At 73.1% G+C, this 17,014-nt stretch carries 19 protein-coding genes; 14 read left to right on the top strand and 5 right to left on the bottom strand.

All coding sequences use genetic code 11. The features are described from left to right. Positions 1-84 precede the first annotated feature (84 nt). From H9652_RS15795 to H9652_RS15770, 6 genes are all read left to right on the top strand, one after another. A complete protein-coding gene (locus H9652_RS15795) occupies positions 85-462 on the top strand; it encodes a DUF948 domain-containing protein (RefSeq protein ID WP_030151396.1) in 378 nt (125 codons plus the stop codon). Then, positions 462-803, top strand: coding sequence for a hypothetical protein (locus H9652_RS15790; protein WP_191797167.1), 342 nt, complete (start codon positions 462-464; stop codon positions 801-803). Before H9652_RS15795 ends, H9652_RS15790 begins: the two co-directional genes overlap by 1 nt. A gap of 146 nt (positions 804-949) precedes the next feature. Further along, the gene (gene alaS / locus H9652_RS15785; RefSeq protein ID WP_191797165.1) at positions 950-3,643 is read left to right on the top strand and encodes an alanine--tRNA ligase; all 2,694 of its coding nucleotides are present in this window, start codon (positions 950-952) and stop codon (positions 3,641-3,643) included. 11 nt (positions 3,644-3,654) lie between these two features. Further along, positions 3,655-4,182: a Holliday junction resolvase RuvX gene (gene ruvX / locus H9652_RS15780; protein WP_191797163.1), complete on the top strand. Its 528-nt coding sequence runs from the start codon at positions 3,655-3,657 to the stop codon at positions 4,180-4,182. Between the two features lie 184 nt (positions 4,183-4,366). Next, positions 4,367-5,380: an endolytic transglycosylase MltG gene (mltG, locus tag H9652_RS15775; RefSeq protein WP_318244209.1), complete on the top strand. Its 1,014-nt coding sequence runs from the start codon at positions 4,367-4,369 to the stop codon at positions 5,378-5,380. Further along, the gene (locus H9652_RS15770) at positions 5,377-6,258 is read left to right on the top strand and encodes a shikimate dehydrogenase (RefSeq protein WP_191797206.1); all 882 of its coding nucleotides are present in this window, start codon (positions 5,377-5,379) and stop codon (positions 6,256-6,258) included. The genes mltG and H9652_RS15770 overlap by 4 nt, the downstream gene beginning before the upstream one ends. A gap of 30 nt (positions 6,259-6,288) precedes the next feature. Here H9652_RS15770 and H9652_RS19920 read toward each other — a convergent pair whose 3' ends face one another. Together H9652_RS19920 and H9652_RS19915 are read right to left on the bottom strand one after the other, a co-directional pair. Then, the gene (locus H9652_RS19920; RefSeq protein ID WP_225228330.1) at positions 6,289-6,462 is read right to left on the bottom strand and encodes a hypothetical protein; all 174 of its coding nucleotides are present in this window, start codon (positions 6,460-6,462) and stop codon (positions 6,289-6,291) included. A gap of 21 nt (positions 6,463-6,483) precedes the next feature. Further along, positions 6,484-7,008, bottom strand: a complete 525-nt coding sequence (locus H9652_RS19915) for an A24 family peptidase (protein WP_318244208.1) — start codon at positions 7,006-7,008, stop codon at positions 6,484-6,486. 162 nt (positions 7,009-7,170) lie between these two features. Here H9652_RS19915 and aroC point away from each other — a divergent pair, with 162 nt between their 5' ends. The 3 genes from aroC to aroB are packed head-to-tail and all read left to right on the top strand — an operon-like array spanning position 7,171 to position 10,155. Beyond that, positions 7,171-8,388 (top strand): chorismate synthase, encoded by a 1,218-nt coding sequence (aroC, locus tag H9652_RS15760; protein WP_191797159.1) that lies wholly within the window; start codon positions 7,171-7,173, stop codon positions 8,386-8,388. A 1-nt stretch (position 8,389) separates the two neighbouring features. Next, the gene (locus H9652_RS15755) at positions 8,390-8,962 is read left to right on the top strand and encodes a shikimate kinase (RefSeq protein WP_191797157.1); all 573 of its coding nucleotides are present in this window, start codon (positions 8,390-8,392) and stop codon (positions 8,960-8,962) included. Next, on the top strand, positions 8,959-10,155 hold the full coding sequence (aroB, locus tag H9652_RS15750) for a 3-dehydroquinate synthase (RefSeq protein WP_404822047.1): 1,197 nt from the start codon (positions 8,959-8,961) through the stop codon (positions 10,153-10,155). The genes H9652_RS15755 and aroB overlap by 4 nt, the downstream gene beginning before the upstream one ends. A gap of 90 nt (positions 10,156-10,245) precedes the next feature. Here aroB and H9652_RS15745 read toward each other — a convergent pair whose 3' ends face one another. From H9652_RS15745 to H9652_RS15735, 3 genes are read right to left on the bottom strand one after another with little or no spacing between them, the layout of a single operon-like run. Further along, complete coding sequence (locus H9652_RS15745) at positions 10,246-11,070, bottom strand: glycerophosphodiester phosphodiesterase (protein WP_191797155.1); 825 nt, start codon at positions 11,068-11,070, stop codon at positions 10,246-10,248. Continuing rightward, positions 11,067-12,269, bottom strand: coding sequence for an alpha/beta fold hydrolase (locus H9652_RS15740; protein WP_225228329.1), 1,203 nt, complete (start codon positions 12,267-12,269; stop codon positions 11,067-11,069). Before H9652_RS15740 ends, H9652_RS15745 begins: the two co-directional genes overlap by 4 nt. Positions 12,270-12,271: 2 nt before the next feature. Further along, positions 12,272-13,735, bottom strand: a complete 1,464-nt coding sequence (locus tag H9652_RS15735; RefSeq protein WP_318244207.1) for an MFS transporter — start codon at positions 13,733-13,735, stop codon at positions 12,272-12,274. A 230-nt stretch (positions 13,736-13,965) separates the two neighbouring features. Here H9652_RS15735 and H9652_RS15730 point away from each other — a divergent pair, with 230 nt between their 5' ends. The 5 genes from H9652_RS15730 to nusB all read left to right on the top strand — a co-directional run bounded on the left by H9652_RS15730 (position 13,966) and on the right by nusB (position 16,870). After that, positions 13,966-14,412 carry a type II 3-dehydroquinate dehydratase gene (locus H9652_RS15730; RefSeq protein WP_191790453.1) on the top strand — a complete coding sequence of 149 codons (447 nt, stop codon included), beginning with the start codon at positions 13,966-13,968 and terminating at the stop codon, positions 14,410-14,412. An 88-nt stretch (positions 14,413-14,500) separates the two neighbouring features. Continuing rightward, positions 14,501-15,115: a hypothetical protein gene (locus tag H9652_RS15725; protein WP_191797153.1), complete on the top strand. Its 615-nt coding sequence runs from the start codon at positions 14,501-14,503 to the stop codon at positions 15,113-15,115. Further along, complete coding sequence (locus H9652_RS15720; RefSeq protein WP_191797151.1) at positions 15,112-15,690, top strand: hypothetical protein; 579 nt, start codon at positions 15,112-15,114, stop codon at positions 15,688-15,690. The genes H9652_RS15725 and H9652_RS15720 overlap by 4 nt, the downstream gene beginning before the upstream one ends. 198 nt (positions 15,691-15,888) lie before the next feature. Next, positions 15,889-16,452 carry an elongation factor P gene (gene efp / locus H9652_RS15715; RefSeq protein ID WP_138824390.1) on the top strand — a complete coding sequence of 188 codons (564 nt, stop codon included), beginning with the start codon at positions 15,889-15,891 and terminating at the stop codon, positions 16,450-16,452. Position 16,453: 1 nt separating this feature from the next. Beyond that, positions 16,454-16,870, top strand: coding sequence for a transcription antitermination factor NusB (gene nusB, locus H9652_RS15710; protein ID WP_138824391.1), 417 nt, complete (start codon positions 16,454-16,456; stop codon positions 16,868-16,870). Positions 16,871-17,014 lie beyond the last annotated feature (144 nt).

The raw sequence follows: 17,014 nt of genomic DNA, 5'->3' as shown, positions 1-17,014 counted from the left end.
GGGGTGGGCGGCGTTCGTGCATCCGGGTAAGGTTTCGCGAGGCGTGCCGTCCGTCGCGTCGCGCCGTCGAAGGAGGAGCAGGAGATGTCCGTAGGAGATGTGGCCGGGCTGATCGCCGCCATCGCATTCGTGCTGCTGGTCGGGGTCCTCGCGGTTCCTCTGGTCAAGCTCGGCCGGGTGCTCGACGAGGCCCGCGTGAGCATCAAGGAGGTCACGGACCACTCGGTGCCGATCCTCGACGAGGCCGCCACGACCGTGGCCACGACGAACAGCCAGCTGGTCAAGGTCGACACGATCACGACGTCCGCGGCGCAGGTCAGCGAGAACGTCTCGGCCCTCACGGGCCTGTACGCGGCGACCTTCGGGGCGCCGCTCGTGAAGGTCGCGGCGTTCACGTACGGCGTGCGCCAGGCGTTCGCGCGGGCCTCGGGCCGCTCGTCCGGACCTCGGACCGGTCGCTGATGCGTCGGGTGTTCTGGGTCGGCGTCGGCGTCGCCATCACCGTGGTCGTCGTCGTCAAGGGGCGACAGGTGATCGCGCGCTACGCCCCCGCCTCGCTCGTCGACCAGGCCACCGACCAGGTCAACTCGATCGGGGAGAAGGCCACGAGCTTCGTGTCCGTCTTCCGGGAGGAGTTCCGCACCGCGCGTGACGCGCGCGAGGCCGAGCTGCTCGCATCCCTGCTCGCCGAGGGCCAGCCGGACCCCGACGACGTGCGCGCGGCCCGTGCGGCGCGCCGCGAGCGCGCGGGGGAACCCGGCGTCGACGACGACGAGGACCTGCTCGGGTACTCGTTCTACTGATCCACCCACCAGGCCTGCTTCCGCCCGCGCGGCGTGCGTCGCGCGCACAGGAGGGAAGCACGCCGGGAACATACTTGTTCTAGCCGGTGCCGCCCGCCTCCAGCGGCGCGCCCGGGCCGTTCCGTCTCCGACTTCCGAAGGACATCATGCGTACCGCCGAGATCCGCAAGCGTTGGCTCGACTACTTCGCCGCCCAGGACCACACCGTCGTGCCCTCGGCGTCGCTCATCTCGCCGGACCCCTCGACGTTGTTCACCATCGCGGGCATGGTGCCGTTCATCCCGTACATGACGGGCGAGCAGACGGCGCCGTGGGCCCGCGCGACGAGCGTGCAGAAGTGCGTGCGCACCCTCGACATCGACGACGTGGGCAAGACCACGCGCCACGGCACGTTCTTCCAGATGAACGGCAACTTCTCGTTCGGGGACTACTTCAAGGAAGGTGCGATCACCTACGCCTGGGACCTCATCACGCGGTCGCAGGACGACGGCGGGTACGGCATCCCCGAGGACAAGATCTGGGTCACCGTCTTCCACGAGGACGACGAGGCGCGCCAGCTCTGGAAGAAGATCGCGGGGCTGCCGGACGAGCGCATCCAAGGCCTCGGCATGGGACCGAACTACTGGTCCACGGGCGCCCGCGGGCCTGCCGGTCCCTGCTCGGAGATCTTCTACGACCGCGGCCCGGCCTACGGCCCCGACGGTGGACCCGCGATCGACCTCGCGGGCGACCGGTTCCTGGAGATCTGGAACCTCGTCTTCATGCAGTACGAGCGCGGTGACGGCGGGACCAAGGAGTCCTTCCCCATCCTGGGCGAGCTCACGAAGAAGAACATCGACACCGGCATGGGTCTCGAGCGCGTCGCGTTCGTCCTGCAGGGCGTCGACAACATGTACGAGATCGACGAGGTCTTCCCCGTCATCGCCGCGGCCCAGGAGCTCTCGGGCAAGCGCTACGGCGCCGACGTCGACGACGACGTGCGCATGCGCGTGGTCGCCGACCACGTGCGCTCGGCCCTGATGATCATCAGCGACGGCGTGCGCCCCTCGAACGAGGGCCGCGGCTACGTGCTGCGCCGTCTGCTGCGCCGCTCGGTGCGCGCGATGCGCCTGCTGGGCGTCGAGGACCCCGCGCTGCCGCAGCTCTTCCCCGTCTCGCGTGACGCCATGCAGGCCTCCTACCCGGAGGTCGGTGCCGACTTCGAGCGCATCTCGCAGATCGCCTACGCCGAGGAGGAGGCGTTCCGCCGCACCCTGACCTCGGGCACCACGATCCTGGACACTGCGGTCGCGGCCGCCAAGACGAACGCGGGCTCGGGCGGCACACCCGTGCTGCCCGGCGACCAGGCCTTCGCCCTGCACGACACGTACGGCTTCCCGATCGACCTGACCCTCGAGATGGCCGCCGAGCAGGGCGTCCAGGTCGACGAGAAGGCGTTCCGCGCCCTCATGCAGGAGCAGCGCACCCGTGCGCGCGCCGACGCGCTCGCCAAGCGCACGGGCGGGGTGGACACCGCGGCCTACGAGGCGCTGCAGGGCGAGCTCGCCCGTCCGGTCGAGTTCCTGGGCTACACGGACGCCACGGCCTCGGTCAACGTCGTGGGCCTCCTGGTCGACGGCGTGCCCTCCCCGGCCGCGACGGCCCCGGCCGACGTCGAGGTCGTCCTCGACCGCACGCCGTTCTACGCCGAGGCCGGTGGCCAGCTCGCCGACCACGGCACGATCGTGCTCGACGGCGGCGCGACCATCGAGGTCGACGACGTGCAGCGCCCCATCAAGGGCTTCTCGGTCCACCGTGGACGCCTCGTCGAGGGCGTCGTGGCGCTGGGCGACCCGGGCACCGCGCAGATCGACACGGCGCGCCGCAAGGCGATCAGCCGCGCCCACACCGCGACGCACATGATCCACAAGTCCATCCAGGAGGCCCTGGGCAAGGAGGCGACGCAGGCCGGCTCGGAGAACGCCCCGAGCCGTATCCGCTTCGACTTCCGCGCCTCGAGCGCGGTCCCCGCAGGGGTGCTGTCCGAGGTCGAGGAGCGGGTCAACACCCAGCTCGCCGAGAACCTCGAGGTCACGGACAAGGTCATGCCCATCGCGGAGGCCCGGGCGCTGGGCGCCATGGCGCTGTTCGGCGAGAAGTACGGCGACCAGGTGCGCGTGGTCTCGATCGGCGGCGACTGGTCGCGCGAGCTGTGCGCGGGCACGCACGTCAAGCAGTCCGGTCAGCTCGGTCTGGTCACGCTGCTCGGCGAGTCCTCGATCGGCTCGGGCGTGCGCCGTGTCGACGCGCTCGTCGGCGACGGGGCCTACGGCTTCCAGGCCAAGGAGCACGCGCTCGTGGGACAGCTCACGGGCCTGCTGAACGTGCGTACCGAGGAGCTCCCGGACCGGGTCGGCTCGCTGGTCTCGCGTCTGCGGGACGCCGAGAAGGAGCTCGCGGCGCTGCGCCAGGCCCAGCTCCTCGCGGCCGCCGCGAACCTCGCAGCGGGCGCGGAGACCGTCGGTACGGTGCGCGTCGTCGTGCACGACGCCGGTGAGGTCGCCTCCGCGGACGACCTGCGCGCCCTCGCGCTCGACGTGCGCGGCCGTCTCGCGGACTCGGCGCCGAGCGTCGTCGCCGTCGGTGGCGTGAGCAAGGACCGTCCGCAGGTCGTCATCGTGACGAACGCACCGGCCCGTGAGGCCGGCCTGCGTGCGGGCGCGCTCGCGAAGAAGGCGTCGGGCGTGCTCGGCGGCGGCGGTGGCGGCAAGGACGACATGGCCCAGGGTGGCGGCACGGACGTGTCCGCCCTCCCGGCGGCTCTCGCGGGCATCCGCGACGACGTCGCCTCGGCGCTCTGAGCGCGCACCCGATGACGGTCGACCACCAGGCGGGCGCCCCTCTCCCGAGGGGGGCCCGCCTGGGCGTCGACGTGGGCAGCGTGCGTGTGGGGCTCGCCGCGAGCGACCCCGACGGCCTCATCGCGACCCCCGTCGAGACCCTTCCCCGGGACATGAAGACACAGCCCTCGGCTCCCGACGACGCGGTGGTCACCTTCCCGAGCGACGTCGCGCGGATCGCGACGGAAGTGGAGGAACGGGGTGCACGTGTGGTGTACATCGGGCTTCCTCGACACCTTTCCGGCGCGGAAGGTGCCGCTACCGCGGCCGCACGTGCGTACGCTGGACTGGTGGCACGTGCCGTCGCGCCGGTCCCGGTGCACCTCGTCGACGAACGTATGACGACCGTGAGCGCCCACCAGGCGCTGCGGGCGTCGGGGCGCGCCGGGCGCAAGCAGCGCTCTGTCGTCGACCAGGCGGCGGCAGTTATCATCCTCCAGACCGCTCTGGACCGCGAGCGGAGCGCGGGGGCGCGCGCCGGAGAGTACGTAGAACGTTGATCGTTGCGTCGTGGCAAGGACCGCCGCGCGCACACTCGTCAGGAGGCAGCCTCCCGTGACCGACCTATTCGACCGCCCACCGGTGCAGCAACAACCACCGTCGCGGGCGACCCGTTCGGGGAGCCGAGACCGTCGCGCCGCGAAGAAGCGCGCGCAGCGACGGCGTCGCCGTACCCTGATCGTGGTGCTCGCGCTGGTCCTCGTGGGCGGGGCCGGGTACTACCTGGTCAACAACGCCTCGAGCCTGCTGGGCTTCGAGAACCCCTTCAGCGTCTCGGACTACGAGGGGCAGGGGGTCGACCCCGTCGACGTGACGATCGAGCCGCAGTCGACGGGCGCGGACATCGGCGAGACGCTCGTCGAAGCGGGCGTCGTGAAGTCGGCCGGCGCGTTCGTCAAGGCCTTCAAGGCGAACCCGGACGCCGGCAAGATCCAGCCGGGCAACTACACGATGCTCACCGAGATGAAGGCGTCTGCCGCGGTCACGCTACTGCTGTCCAAGACGAGCAAGAACGAGATGAAGCTGACGGTCCCCGAGGGGTTCACGGCTGCGCAGATCATCGAGCGCGCTGTCTCGGTGACGGGCAAACCTCAAGAGGAGTTCCAGGCCGCGATGGCGGACCCGGCTGCGGTCGGCCTGCCGGCCGAGGCGGGCGGCAACTTCGAAGGGTGGTTCTTCCCGAGCACGTACGTCCTCGAGCCGGACGACACGGCGGCGACCATCGTGGCCAACATGATCGCGACGACCGTCGCGAACCTCGACTCTCTCGGCATCCAGGCGGCGGACCGTGAGACGGTCCTGATCAAGGCCTCGCTCATCGAGCGGGAGGCGAAGGCCGAGGAGGACCGGCCCAAGATGGCACAGGCGATCGAGAACCGCCTGTCGCGGGAGATGACACTTGACATCGACGCGGCCGTCGCGTTCGGCCTGGGCAAGCCGGGCACCGAGATCACCATCGCCGACAAGGCGAACACGGACAACCTCTATAACTTGTACAAGCACAAGGGGCTGCCGCCCGGGCCGATCGCGTCGCCCGGGATGAAGTCGATCGAGGCCGTACTGAACCCGGAGCCCGGTGATTGGATCTTCTGGGTCGCCGTGAACCTCGACACGGGTGAGACCAAGTTCTCCTCCACCCTGGCGGAGCACCAGAAGTACGTCGACGAACTGCGTGCGTGGCAGAGGGAGAACCCGTGACGGTCGGCGCCGTGCGTCGCGCCGCCGTCCTGGGCCACCCCGTCGCCCACTCGCTCTCACCCGTCCTCCACTCGGCCGCGTACCGCGCGCTGGGTCTGGACGGGTGGGAGTACACCGCCATCGATGTCACCGAGGAGCAGGTGGCAGGCTTCGTCGAGGGCCTGGACGAGAGCTGGGCCGGGCTGAGCCTGACCATGCCGCTCAAGCAGGTCGTCCTGCCCCTCCTCGACCACGTCGAGCCGCTCGCGGGCGTCGTGGGCGCCGTGAACACGGTCCTGTTCCAGCCCACGGGCTCGGCGCGCACGCTCGTGGGCGCCAACACCGACGTGCACGGCCTGGTGGCCGCGTTGCGGGAGGGGCTGGGTGACCGTCCGGTCGGCTCGGCCGTGGTGCTCGGGGCGGGCGCGACCGCGGCCTCGACCCTGGCCGCGCTCGCCGAGCTCGGCTGCACCACCCCGACCGTCCTGGTGCGCTCGCTCGGGCGCACGGGCGGCCTTCAGCGTGCCGCGCACCGCATGGGGGTCGCCCCGCGGTTCGCGGTGCTCGACCCGGCGTCACCGCTCGTCGCGCAGGTGGACGTCGTCGTCTCGACGCTGCCCTCCGGGGCGGCGGACCCGGTCGCCGACGCGCTCGCGGCACGGACTGCCGCCGGGGCCCCGGCTCCTCGGGGCGTGTTGCTCGACGTGGTCTACGACCCCCGCCCGACGGCGCTCTCCCGCGCCTGGGCGCAGGCGGGCGCCACCGTGGTGGGCGGCGAGCGCATGCTCCTGCACCAGGCCGCCGAGCAGGTGCGGCTCATGACGGGGCAGGTCGCGCCGCTCACGGCGATGGCCGAGGCCCTCGAGGCGGCCCTCGCGCCGAGCACCGCCAGGACCTGAGACGGGGGCCGCGGCCGGCGCTGCGTGCGCTCAGCCCAGCAGCAGCGCCTCGCCGAGCACCGAGCGACCGCCGATCAGGCCGAGCAGCGCGCCCGCGAGCATGAACGGGCCGAACGGGATCGCCGAACGTCGTCCTGCCCGCCTCGTGGAGAGCAGGACGACAGCCCAGATACCGCCGAGGAAGAAGGCCGCGCTCGCCCCCACGGCGAGCTCGGCCCACCCGCATCACGCGAGCACCGCGCCGATCAGCCCGGCGAGCTTCACGTCGCCGAAGCCCAGCCCCGACGGGGCGAGGGCCAGGAGGAAGTACGCGCCGTAGAGCCCCAGACCGCCGGCCAGGGCGCGGACGAGCGCGCCGCCGTCGGGCACGAGGACGCTCGCCAGGCCCAGCAGCACCGCCAGGACCGGGTAGGACGGCAGCACCAGGGCGTCCGGGAGACGGTGCGTGCGGGCGTCGATCACGGCGAGCGCCGACCCGACGAGCGCGAGGTACCCGGCCACAGGAAGCACCACCACGGGGTGACCCACGCCCCACGCCCCCACGACCGTGGCGGGCACGGCCACCGCCGTCACCACCAGGACCGCGCGACGGTGCGGGCGCACCTCGGCCGCGGCCCGGCGCCAGGTCCGGACGGGGCGACGCGCGGTCGTCAGGTCCGGCGGGTCTGGCGCACCGACGACCGGGCTCGTCTCGACGGCACCGTCCTGCCCCGGCACGACCCCCGGACCCCCGCCCCCTGCGTTCGTCACCCGGCGAACCTAGCGCAGCGGACCGCGCCGGGGCAGGCGTCGTCCACAGGCCCGCCGCCTCGCTCACGCCGCCCGACGTGGCAGGCGGGACGCGACCGGGGCGCCGGTCCGCAGTGCGGGCGGGTTCGGGGGCGCGCCGCGTGACGTGGGAGGATTCTGCTCATGCTTCGTTGGTTGACATCGGGTGAGTCGCACGGTCCGGCGCTGGTCGGCATCCTGGAAGGGCTGCCCGCAGGGGTCGAGCTCGTGACGAAGGACGTGCAGGACGCGCTCGCGCGCCGCCGCCTCGGGTACGGGCGTGGTGCGCGCATGAAGTTCGAGCAGGACGAGGTCCGCATCCTCGCGGGGCTGCGTCTGGGCCTGACGCAGGGCGGCCCGCTCGCGATCGAGATCGCCAACACCGAGTGGCCCAAGTGGGTCGACGTCATGAGCGCGGACCCCGTGCCCGCCGAGGCGCTGCAGGTCGACGCCGGGACGGGTGACGTGCGGGAGATCGCCCGCAACCGTCCCCTGACGCGCCCGCGTCCCGGGCACGCGGACCTGATCGGCATGCGCAAGTACGCGTTCGACGACGCCCGTCCGGTCCTGGAGCGCGCCTCGGCCCGCGAGACCGCGACCCGTGTCGCGCTCGGGGTGGCCGCCGCCAAGTTCCTCGAGCAGGCCGTCGGGATCCGCCTCGTCTCGCACGTCGTGGGCATCGGCACGGTCGACGTCCCCGAGGACGCGGCCCTCCCGCAGCCCGACGACGTCGTGCGCCTCGACGCCGACCCGGTGCGCTGCTTCGACCCCGTGAGTTCCGCGGCGATGGTCGCCGAGATCGACGAGTGCCACAAGGACGGCGACACCCTGGGCGGCGTGGTCGAGGTCCTGGCGTACGGCGTCCCGTCCGGGCTGGGCACCTACGTGCAGTCCGACCGCCGGCTCGACGCACGCCTCGCGGCCGTCCTCATGGGCATCCAGGCCATCAAGGGCGTCGAGGTCGGCGACGGCTTCCGCACGGCGCGCCGCCGCGGCTCGCAGGCCCACGACGAGATCGTGCGCGGCGAGGACGGGCACCTGCACCGCCTCAGCAACCGCGCCGGCGGCGTCGAGGGCGGCATGTCCAACGGCGAGGTGCTGCGCGTGCGCGCGGCCATGAAGCCCATCTCCACGGTGCCGCGAGCACTCGCGACGGTCGACGTCGCGACGGGCGAGCCCGCCAAGGCCCAGCACCAGCGCTCGGACGTGTGCGCCGTGCCGCCCGCGGCCGTCGTCGCCGAGGCGATGGTCGCGCTCGTCCTCGCCGAGGCCGTCCTGGAGAAGTTCGGCGGGGACTCGGTCTCCGAGGTCCGCCGCAACGTCGAGGGCTACCTGGCGTCGGTCCCCGAGCTGCTGCGCTGAGATGACCACGAGCAGCGGCCCACGCGTCGTCCTCATCGGCCCTCCCGGCAGCGGCAAGTCCACGGTCGCGAACGTCCTGTCGGAGCGCCTGGGCCTCGCGGCGCGCGACACCGACACCGACGTGGAGGTCCTCGCGGGAAAGACCGTCGCCGACGTCTTCCTCGAGGACGGCGAGCCGCACTTCCGCGCCCTGGAGCGCGAGGCAGTGACCCAGGCGCTCGCGGTCCACGAGGGCGTCCTCGCCCTGGGCGGCGGCGCCGTCCTCGACGAGCACTCCCAGGTCGCGCTCGAGGCCTACTCGGCCGCAGGGGGGACCGTGGTCTTCCTCGACGTCTCCCTGGCCCACGCGGGCCCGCGGGTCGGGTTCAACCAGGCACGGCCCCTGCTGCTCGGCAACCCCCGGGCCAGGTGGCAGGCGCTCATGGAGCAGCGCCGTCCCGTCTACGAGCGGCTCGCCACGGTGCGGGTCGTGACGGACGCGCGCACCCCCCGCCAGGTGGCCGGGGAGATCGAAGCAGCACTCGGCGGCACGTCCCAGGACGCCGCGGCCGACCAGACGAGGAGCGAGCAGTGAACGACCAGCAGACGACCGGCACCGACGGGCCGTCGGGCAACGACTCGACCACCGCCGCACCGGCGACCCCGGCCCGCGTGCGGGTCGAGGGCGCCCAGCCCTACGACGTGCTCATCGGGCGCCACCTGCTCGGCGAGCTGCCCTCGATGCTGGGTCCGGACGTCCGCCGCGTCCTCGTGATCCACCCGTCCGCGCTCGCGACGTCCGCGGACACTGTGCGCGAGGACCTGCTCGCGGTCGGCTACGAGGCGTACATCGCCGAGGTCCCGGACGCCGAGGAGGCCAAGACCGCGCAGGTCGCGGCGTTCCTGTGGCAGGTGCTCGGTCAGGCCGACTTCACGCGCAGCGACGCGATCGTCTCGGTCGGCGGCGGCGCCACGACCGACCTCGCGGGCTTCGTCGCTGCGACGTGGCTGCGCGGCATCAAGGTCGTGCACGTCCCGACGACGCTGCTCGCCATGGTAGATGCTGCCGTGGGCGGCAAGACGGGCATCAACACGGCCGAGGGCAAGAACCTCGTGGGCGCTTTCCACCCGCCCGCAGGTGTCCTGTGCGACGTCGCGGCCCTCGAGTCGCTGCCCAAGTTCGACTTCGTCGCCGGGCTCGCGGAGATCGTCAAGACCGGCTTCATCGCCGACCCGCGCATCCTCGAGCTCGTCGAGGAGAACGTCGACGAGCTCAAGGCGTGGGGCGGGGCCGAGGTGCCCGCCTCGACGTGGGCCGTGGTCGTCGAGCTCATCGAGCGTTCCGTCGCGGTCAAGGCGCGCGTCGTGGGCGAGGACCTCAAGGAGGCCGGCCTGCGCGAGATCCTCAACTACGGGCACACCCTGGGGCACGCGGTCGAGCTCACCGAGCGCTACGCGTGGCGCCACGGCGCGGCGGTGTCGGTCGGGATGGTCTTCGCGGCCGAGCTCGCGCGTCTCGCGGGTCGCCTCGACGACGAGACCGTGGACCGCCACCGTGCGATCCTCGGCAGCCTCGGCCTGCCGCTGACCTACCGCGGCGACCGCTGGGAGCAGCTCCTGTCCGCGATGCGCCGCGACAAGAAGTCGCGCGGCGACATGCTGCGCTTCGTCGTGCTCGACGGTCTGGCCAAGCCCGGGCGCCTCGAGGGCCCGGACCCGGCGCTGCTCGCCGCGGCGTACGCCGAGATCTCGATCGACGCCCCCAGGGGTGGCCCGATCGCCCTCTGACGCGGCGCCGTCGGCAGCCTGCACGACGCGGAACGGCCCGCCTCCCCGAGGAGGCGGGCCGTTTCGCGTCCCGGGCGGGGCGTGGGGCCGTCAGCCCCAGCGACCCCGCACGGCCAGCACGTCGCGCAGCAGGTCCGCCCGGTCGGTCACGATGCCGTCGACGCCCAGGTCCAGCAGGCGCACCATCTCGACCGGGTCGTTGACGGTCCACACGTGCACCTGGCGCCCCGCGGCGTGCGCGGCGGCCACGGTCCGGGCGTCCACGACCCGCACGCGCCCCTGCGCGACGGGGACCTGCAGGCAGTCCGCGCCCCGCAGTGCCCACGAGGCCAGGGCCCCGAACGGTCCCCGGGGAGCCCCCGCCCGGGCGGCGAGCAGGAACGTCGCGACCTCGCTCGTCCCGGTCGAGGTCGCCACCGGCCGGGTCAGGAGAGCGACCGTCCGACGTCGCCGCGCGGGGGAGAAGGACGTCACGCACACCCGCTCGTGCGCGCGGGTGCGCTCGACCGCCGCCGCGACGGGCCCGACGGCGGAGTCCGCCTTGACGTCGACGTTCACGCGCAGGTCCGGCCAGGTCCCCAGGACGTCCTCCAGGAGCGGCACGGGCTCGACACCGCCGATCCGCGCCCGCCGCACGCTCTCCCAGGGCAGGTCCGCGACCAGGCCCGTGCCGTCGGTCGTGCGGTCAAGGCTCGCGTCGTGCAGGGCGACCGCGACGCCGTCGGACGTCGCGTGCGCGTCGGTCTCGACGTACCGGAAGCCCAGGTCCCGGGCCGCGGCGAACGCCGCGAGCGAGTTCTCGAGCCCGACCCGGGAGAAGCCGCGGTGCGCGAGCGCGACGAACCCCGTGGCGGAGTCGAGGTAGGGATGGTGCCAGGCGTCGGGACGTCCGCCGCGAGCCCCGGGACCGCTCACCGGACGGCTCCTGCGGCGCGTCCGTCGCCCTGCCCCTGGTCCTGCCGGACCCGGTCGCCGAGCCAGCCCAGCACTGCGTCCAGGTAGGCGCGTCGCGGGCCGTCCGCCGACAGCGTCAGGTCGTGCACCCCGCCCTCGATCGCCCGGACCGTCACGTCGGCACCGATGCGCGGTGCGAGCCGCTCGACCTGGGCGACGTCCAGGACCGTGTCCTGCGCATCGAGCAGCGGGTTGTCCAGGTCGTCCGGCCCCGAGGCCGCCGAGCGAGCGACCAGCACCGGGCACGCGACGTCGAGCCCGCGCGCGAGGCGCGCCTGCCCCTGCCGCACCGCACGCAACCACCCCGCCCGCACCGGCAGACCCTCGGGACGCTTGAGCGTCGGGTCGAACTCCCACCGGCCCCCGTTCGCGGCCAGCAGGTGCGCCGCGTACGCCGACGGCGCAGCGCTCAGCACCGCGAGCGGAGACCACGGCCCGACGGCGTCGAGCACCCGGGTGGCGATCGTCCGGTTCAACCAGCTCGAGTTGAGGTCGAGGAACGGCGAGTCCAGCACGAGCGCCTCGACCAGCCGCCGGCGACGGTGGGCGTGCGCCCACAACGACGCCACGAGGCCGCTCGTCGAGTGCGCGTGCACCACGACCGGCAGACCCGGGTGCAGCCCCCGGACGGCAGCGACCGCTACCGACAGGTCCGTCGCCGGCTCCCGCAGGTCCTCCACGAAGTGCGGCACCTGCCCCGGGCGCCACGACCGACCCGCGCCGCGCAGGTCCACTGCGAAGAACGCGTAGCCCGCATCCTCGACCGCCCTCGCCAGGTGCTCCTGGAAGAAGTAGTCGTTGTACCCGTGCACGTGCAGGAAGACCCCGCGCAGGTCACCGTCCGAGACGACCCCCTCGCCCGTGCCCGGCGCGCGCCGCACGAGCGTCGTGACGGGCGCGGGGACGGGCTCAGGGACCGCCGCGGCTCCGGGGTTCGCGTCACGGTCCGTGCCGGCGCTCGCGGCCCGGCGGGGCAGGGGAGGGACGAGCGAGAGGAGGCCGTTTCGCGCAGCGGGCGGGGGACCGCCCGTGGGCAGGGTCGCGGCCTCGAACCCGGCGAGCAGCCGGTCGGGCTCCCAGGGCAGCCCCGTGCCTGGCACGCCTGCTGTGCAGGCCCTGCCCGCCGTGCCCGCCGTGCCCGCCATGACCGGCTCCGCCATCCTCAGACCTCCGTGCTCGACCCTGCCGCCCCCGCGGGCGCTGCCGCGAGGTCCTTGCCGCCGTCCACGCCGTCCCCGGCGGGGAAGCGCACGAAAAGCATGAGCACGAGGCCCACGAGGATCACGGCGACGATCCCCAGGATGCCCCAGTACTGCTGGCCGGACACGGCGACCATGGTCGCGAACGCCATGGGGGCCAGGAAGCTCGCCGCGCGTCCCGTGGTCGCGTACAGGCCGAACGCCTCGGCCTCGCGGCCCTCGTCGCTGATCCGTCCGAGGAGCCCGCGGCTCGCGGACTGTGCCGGGCCGACGAACGCGCACAGCAGCAGGCCCCACAGCCAGAAGACGCTCGCGCCGCCGTCGTGCTGGACGAAGACCGCGGTACCGGAGATCACGAGGCCCACGAGCGAGCCGAGGATGACCCGGCGCGGGCCGATCCTGTCGTCGAGCCACCCGGCCGCGATCGTGGACAGCCCCGCGACGACGTTCGCCGCGATCGCGAACACGATGACCTCGCTCGCGCTGAAGCCGAACGTGCCCGAAGCGATCACGGCGCCGAACGTGAAGACGCCCGCCAGGCCGTCGCGGTAGACGGCGCTCGCGACGAGGTAGCCGAGCGTTGAGCGACGTGTGCGCCACAGGTGCACCAGGTCGCGGCCGAGCTTGCGGTAGGCGCCCACGACACCGATCGGGGCCGACCCCCCGCGGCGCGGCGACTCGGGGACCGCGAGGAGCACGGGGATCGCGAACACCGCGAACCACACGGCGGACAGCAGGACGCTGACCCGGATGTCCATGCCGTCGGCGCCCGTGATCCCGAACCAGCCGACCTCGGGGTTGATGAAGCCGACGAACAGCACGAGCAGCAGCACGATCCCGCCGACGTACCCGGCGCCCCACCCGATGCCGCTGATCCGCCCGATCGTGCGCGGCGTGGAGATGTCGAGCAGCAGCGCGTTGTACGCGACCGATGCCAGCTCGAAGAAGACGTTGCCCGCCGAGAGCAGCACGACGCCCAGGATCACGGCGTCGGACAGCGACCCGGGGGTCGGCTGCACGAAGAACATCGCGACCATGGCCGCGACGGTCGCCGCGGTGTTGACCCCGAGCCAGACCTTGCGCCGACCCGAGGCGTCCGCGAGCGCCCCGAGCGCGGGCGCGAGCAGGGCGATGAGGGCTCCGGCGATGGTGAGCCCCCAGCCGAGCCACGCGGTGTGGTCGGCCATGACGGCCTGGGGGTCGGCCGCGCCGGCCTCGACGAACGCGTCGCTCGTGATCCAGCGCGTGAAGACGAAGGTCGTGACGACGGCGTTGAACGCGGCCGACCCCCAGTCCCACAGGGACCAGGCGAGGACCTGGCGCCTTCCGACGGCGGGGGGCGGCGTGGGGGCGTCGCCGCGCGTGTGGGGGGCGCTGGGGGCGTCGCCGTCGGGTGTGGCGGGGGTCACGTTCGTGTGATCTGGCACGCGCGCATCGTAGACCGTCCGGCGGGCGTCACGGTGAACACGTGGCGACGGTCGCGCTGCGGAACGTCGGCGCTGCGGCCTCGGTCGCCATGCCGGGGCGACGTCTGTTCGCCGAGTGTGCAGTTCGGGCTGTCGCGGCCGGCGGTCGACAGCCCGAGCTGCACACTCGGCGGGTTCTTGCGCGCGGACGCTCACCGCGGGGGCGCCCCGGGCCCCGCTAGGCTCTGCGCATGACTCGTGTCCTCATCCTCAACGGTCCCAACCTCGGTCGCCTGGGCGTCCGCGAGCCCGACGTCTACGGGGCGGCGTCGTACGCCGACCTGGTCGCGGCGGGGGAGCGGTGGGGGGCGGAGAACGGCCTGGAGGTGCAGGTGCGTCAGACGGACGACGAGTCGGAGCTGGTCGGGTGGCTGCACGGCGCGGTCGACGACGGCGCGCACGTGGTGCTCAACCCGGCGGCGTTCACGCACTACTCGTACGCGCTGCGCGACGCAGCGGCGCAGGTGACCAAGGCGGGCCTGCTGCTGGTCGAGGTGCACCTGAGCAATCCGGCCGCGCGCGAGGAGTTCCGGCACAACTCGGTCATCGGTGGGGTGGCGACGGGGACGGTGGCCGGGTTCGGGTTCGACTCGTACCGCCTGGCGGTGCTCGCGATCGTGTCGAGGCTGTCGGCCTAGATTCGTCTTTCCCAAGCCTGTGGGCTTGATGTCTCAGAATCAAGCCTCAGACCTTGTGAGGTCGAGATCAAGCGTCTACCGTGGAGGGATGTTCGTCCTGACCGTGGACCAGAGGGCCAGCACCCGCCGAGGAGACCTCGTGCCGGAGGTGCTGGCCGCGCTCGCGCCCTTCGACGCGCGGGACGGCGTCGTCATCGGCTTCGACCGCACCGTCGGCGACGAGGTCCAGGCCGTGCTCGACGACGCCGCGCTCGTCGTGGAGATCGTCCTCGCCCTGGGCAGGTGGGGAGGGTGGAGCACGGGCCTCGGCCTCGGCGACGTGCTGCCCGGTCCGGACGGGCGCCTGCCCGCGGCCTCGCGCGAGGCGTCCGGGGCGGCGTTCGTGCACGCCCGGGCCGCGGTCGAGCGGGCCAAGACCCGCGGCACCCACGTCCCGCTGGCGGTCGAGGGGCCGGATCCGGCAGCGGCGGGGGAGGTCGAGGCGCTCCTGCGGCTCCTGCTCGCCGTGGGCGCCCGCCGCACCCCGGCGGGGTGGGAGGTCGTGGACGCGCTGGCGCGCGTGGGTGGCACCCAGAAGGATGTGGCCCGAGACCTCGGGATCAGCGAGCAGGCCGTGAGCCAACGGCTGCGCGCGAGCCTGTGGTCCGAGGAAGCGGCCGTCCGGCCGGTCGTGACGAGGCTCCTCCAGGAGGCAGACGCATGAGCTTCACCACAGGGTTGGCCGTCGCAGGGGTCGTGCTGGCGACGCTCGTGCTGAGCGTGCTGGGCGGCATGCTCGTGACGCCGTGGGTCCTGCGCGCCGCCGCCCGCCGGTCCGAGGCGGAGGGAGAGGTCCCACCCGCCCGCGACCCCGGGCCTGTCCCCCCGCCTCCCGGCCGCGTCGTCCCGGCCGCAGGCCCGCGCACGGCGGCGAGTGCTCCCGTGCCGCCGCCCCCGGCAGGGCCGCCCGTCCCGGCCCCCGTGCCCTCGGCACCCGACCCGGCGACCGGCGCGACGCCGTCGGACCCTGGCGGGCCCGTGGGCACCGAAGCCGTCCAGACGCTGCGTGGCGGGACCTGGATCGGGATCCTCGAGCGCCTCGCGATCACAGGCTGCCTGCTCGCCGGGTACCCCGCCGGGATCGCCGTCGTGGTCGCCATCAAGGGCCTCGGGCGCTACCCCGAGCTGCGCGAGCACCCGGTCGGCGCAGAGCGCTTCCTGATCGGTACGCTCGCCTCGTCGATCTGGGCCGCGGCCACCGGACTGCTGGGCGCAGCGATCCTTGGAGTCCTCCGGTAGACTGGACCGGGCCTTTCGCGGCCCCTGAGAACTCGCAGCGCCGACGTGCGCCCAGCGAAGCCCCGGGGAGCCCGCCAGGGAAGGTCGGCTACCGCCAGGGCGCGCACCCGAACGTGTGCGCATCAGTGGCTCGCACGCGGATCACGCGGTGAGGCACCCCGACGGCAGCACCATGACAACGCGACAGGAAGACCGAACGTGGCGACGACCAACGACATCAAGAACGGCACCGTGCTCAAGCTCGACGGCCAGCTGTGGACCATCATCGAGTTCCAGCACGTCAAGCCCGGCAAGGGTGGCGCCTTCGTTCGCACCAAGATGAAGAACGTCCTGTCCGGCAAGACCGTCGACAAGACCTTCAACGCCGGCCTCAAGATCGAGACCGCGAACGTCGACAAGCGCGACATGCAGTACCTGTACAAGGACGGCGACGACTTCGTCTTCATGGACACCTCGACGTACGACCAGATCACGGTCCCGGCCGCGACCGTCGGCGACGCCGCCAACTACATGCTCGAGAGCCAGAACGCGCTCGTCGCGACCAACGAGGGCGTCCCGCTCTACATCGAGCTCCCCCCGTCGGTCGTCCTGGAGATCACCTACACCGAGCCGGGCCTGCAGGGCGACCGCTCGACCGGTGGCACCAAGCCCGCGACCCTCGAGACCGGCGCTCAGATCCAGGTCCCGCTCTTCCTCGAGCAGGGCACCAAGGTCAAGGTCGACACCCGCGACGGCTCCTACCTGGGGCGCGTGAACGACTGACGTGGGTGCACGAACCAAGGCACGCAAGCGCGCGCTCGACGTCCTCTTCGAGGCCGAGCAGCGCCAGCTGGACCCGCAGACCCTCCTCGCCGACCGGGTGGTCGACTCGGGCACCCAGACGCCCCTGCCGCAGTACAGCGTGGACCTCGTCGAGGGCGTCCTGGCGCACCGCGAGCGGATCGACGAGCTGCTCGAGACCTACTCGCACGGGTGGACGCTCGACCGCATGCCCGCGGTCGACCGCGCGCTCCTGCGCATCGGCAGCTGGGAGATCCTCTACAACGACGACGTCCCCGACGCCGTCGCGATCGACGAGGCCGTCGACCTGGCCCGCGAGCTGTCCACGGACGACTCGCCCAGCTTCGTCAACGGCCTGCTGGCCCGCATCGAGGAGATGAAGCCGACGATCCTGGCCTGAGGCCCGGACGCCGTCGTGCGTTCTCCCCGGCGCGCGGCCCAGCGCCCGCGCCCAGGCGACGCCACGTGCCAGTGTGCCGGTCCCGCCCTCGTGGCGGGGGCCGCCCCCGTGCGGGCGGGCCCGGGGGAGGCCCGGTGGGCCCCC

It is taken from the genome of Oerskovia rustica (assembly GCF_014836555.1).
Taxonomy (GTDB): domain Bacteria; phylum Actinomycetota; class Actinomycetes; order Actinomycetales; family Cellulomonadaceae; genus Oerskovia; species Oerskovia rustica.
This window is presented reverse-complemented; position numbering and strand designations above follow the sequence as displayed.

Excerpts from the sequence above, each read along its gene's own strand:
- ruvX (WP_191797163.1), top strand. The coding sequence starts at position 3,655 with ATGACGGTCGACCACCAGGCGGGCGCCCCTCTCCCGAGGGGGGCCCGC.
- H9652_RS15725 (WP_191797153.1), top strand. The coding sequence starts at position 14,501 with ATGTTCGTCCTGACCGTGGACCAGAGGGCCAGCACCCGCCGAGGAGAC.
- H9652_RS15740 (WP_225228329.1), bottom strand. The coding sequence starts at position 12,269 with ATGGCGGAGCCGGTCATGGCGGGCACGGCGGGCACGGCGGGCAGGGCC.
- H9652_RS15730 (WP_191790453.1), top strand. The coding sequence starts at position 13,966 with ATGACTCGTGTCCTCATCCTCAACGGTCCCAACCTCGGTCGCCTGGGC.
- H9652_RS15790 (WP_191797167.1), top strand. The coding sequence starts at position 462 with ATGCGTCGGGTGTTCTGGGTCGGCGTCGGCGTCGCCATCACCGTGGTC.
- H9652_RS15720 (WP_191797151.1), top strand. The coding sequence starts at position 15,112 with ATGAGCTTCACCACAGGGTTGGCCGTCGCAGGGGTCGTGCTGGCGACG.
- aroC (WP_191797159.1), top strand. The coding sequence starts at position 7,171 with ATGCTTCGTTGGTTGACATCGGGTGAGTCGCACGGTCCGGCGCTGGTC.
- H9652_RS15755 (WP_191797157.1), top strand. The coding sequence starts at position 8,390 with ATGACCACGAGCAGCGGCCCACGCGTCGTCCTCATCGGCCCTCCCGGC.
- alaS (WP_191797165.1), top strand. The coding sequence starts at position 950 with ATGCGTACCGCCGAGATCCGCAAGCGTTGGCTCGACTACTTCGCCGCC.
- H9652_RS15795 (WP_030151396.1), top strand. The coding sequence starts at position 85 with ATGTCCGTAGGAGATGTGGCCGGGCTGATCGCCGCCATCGCATTCGTG.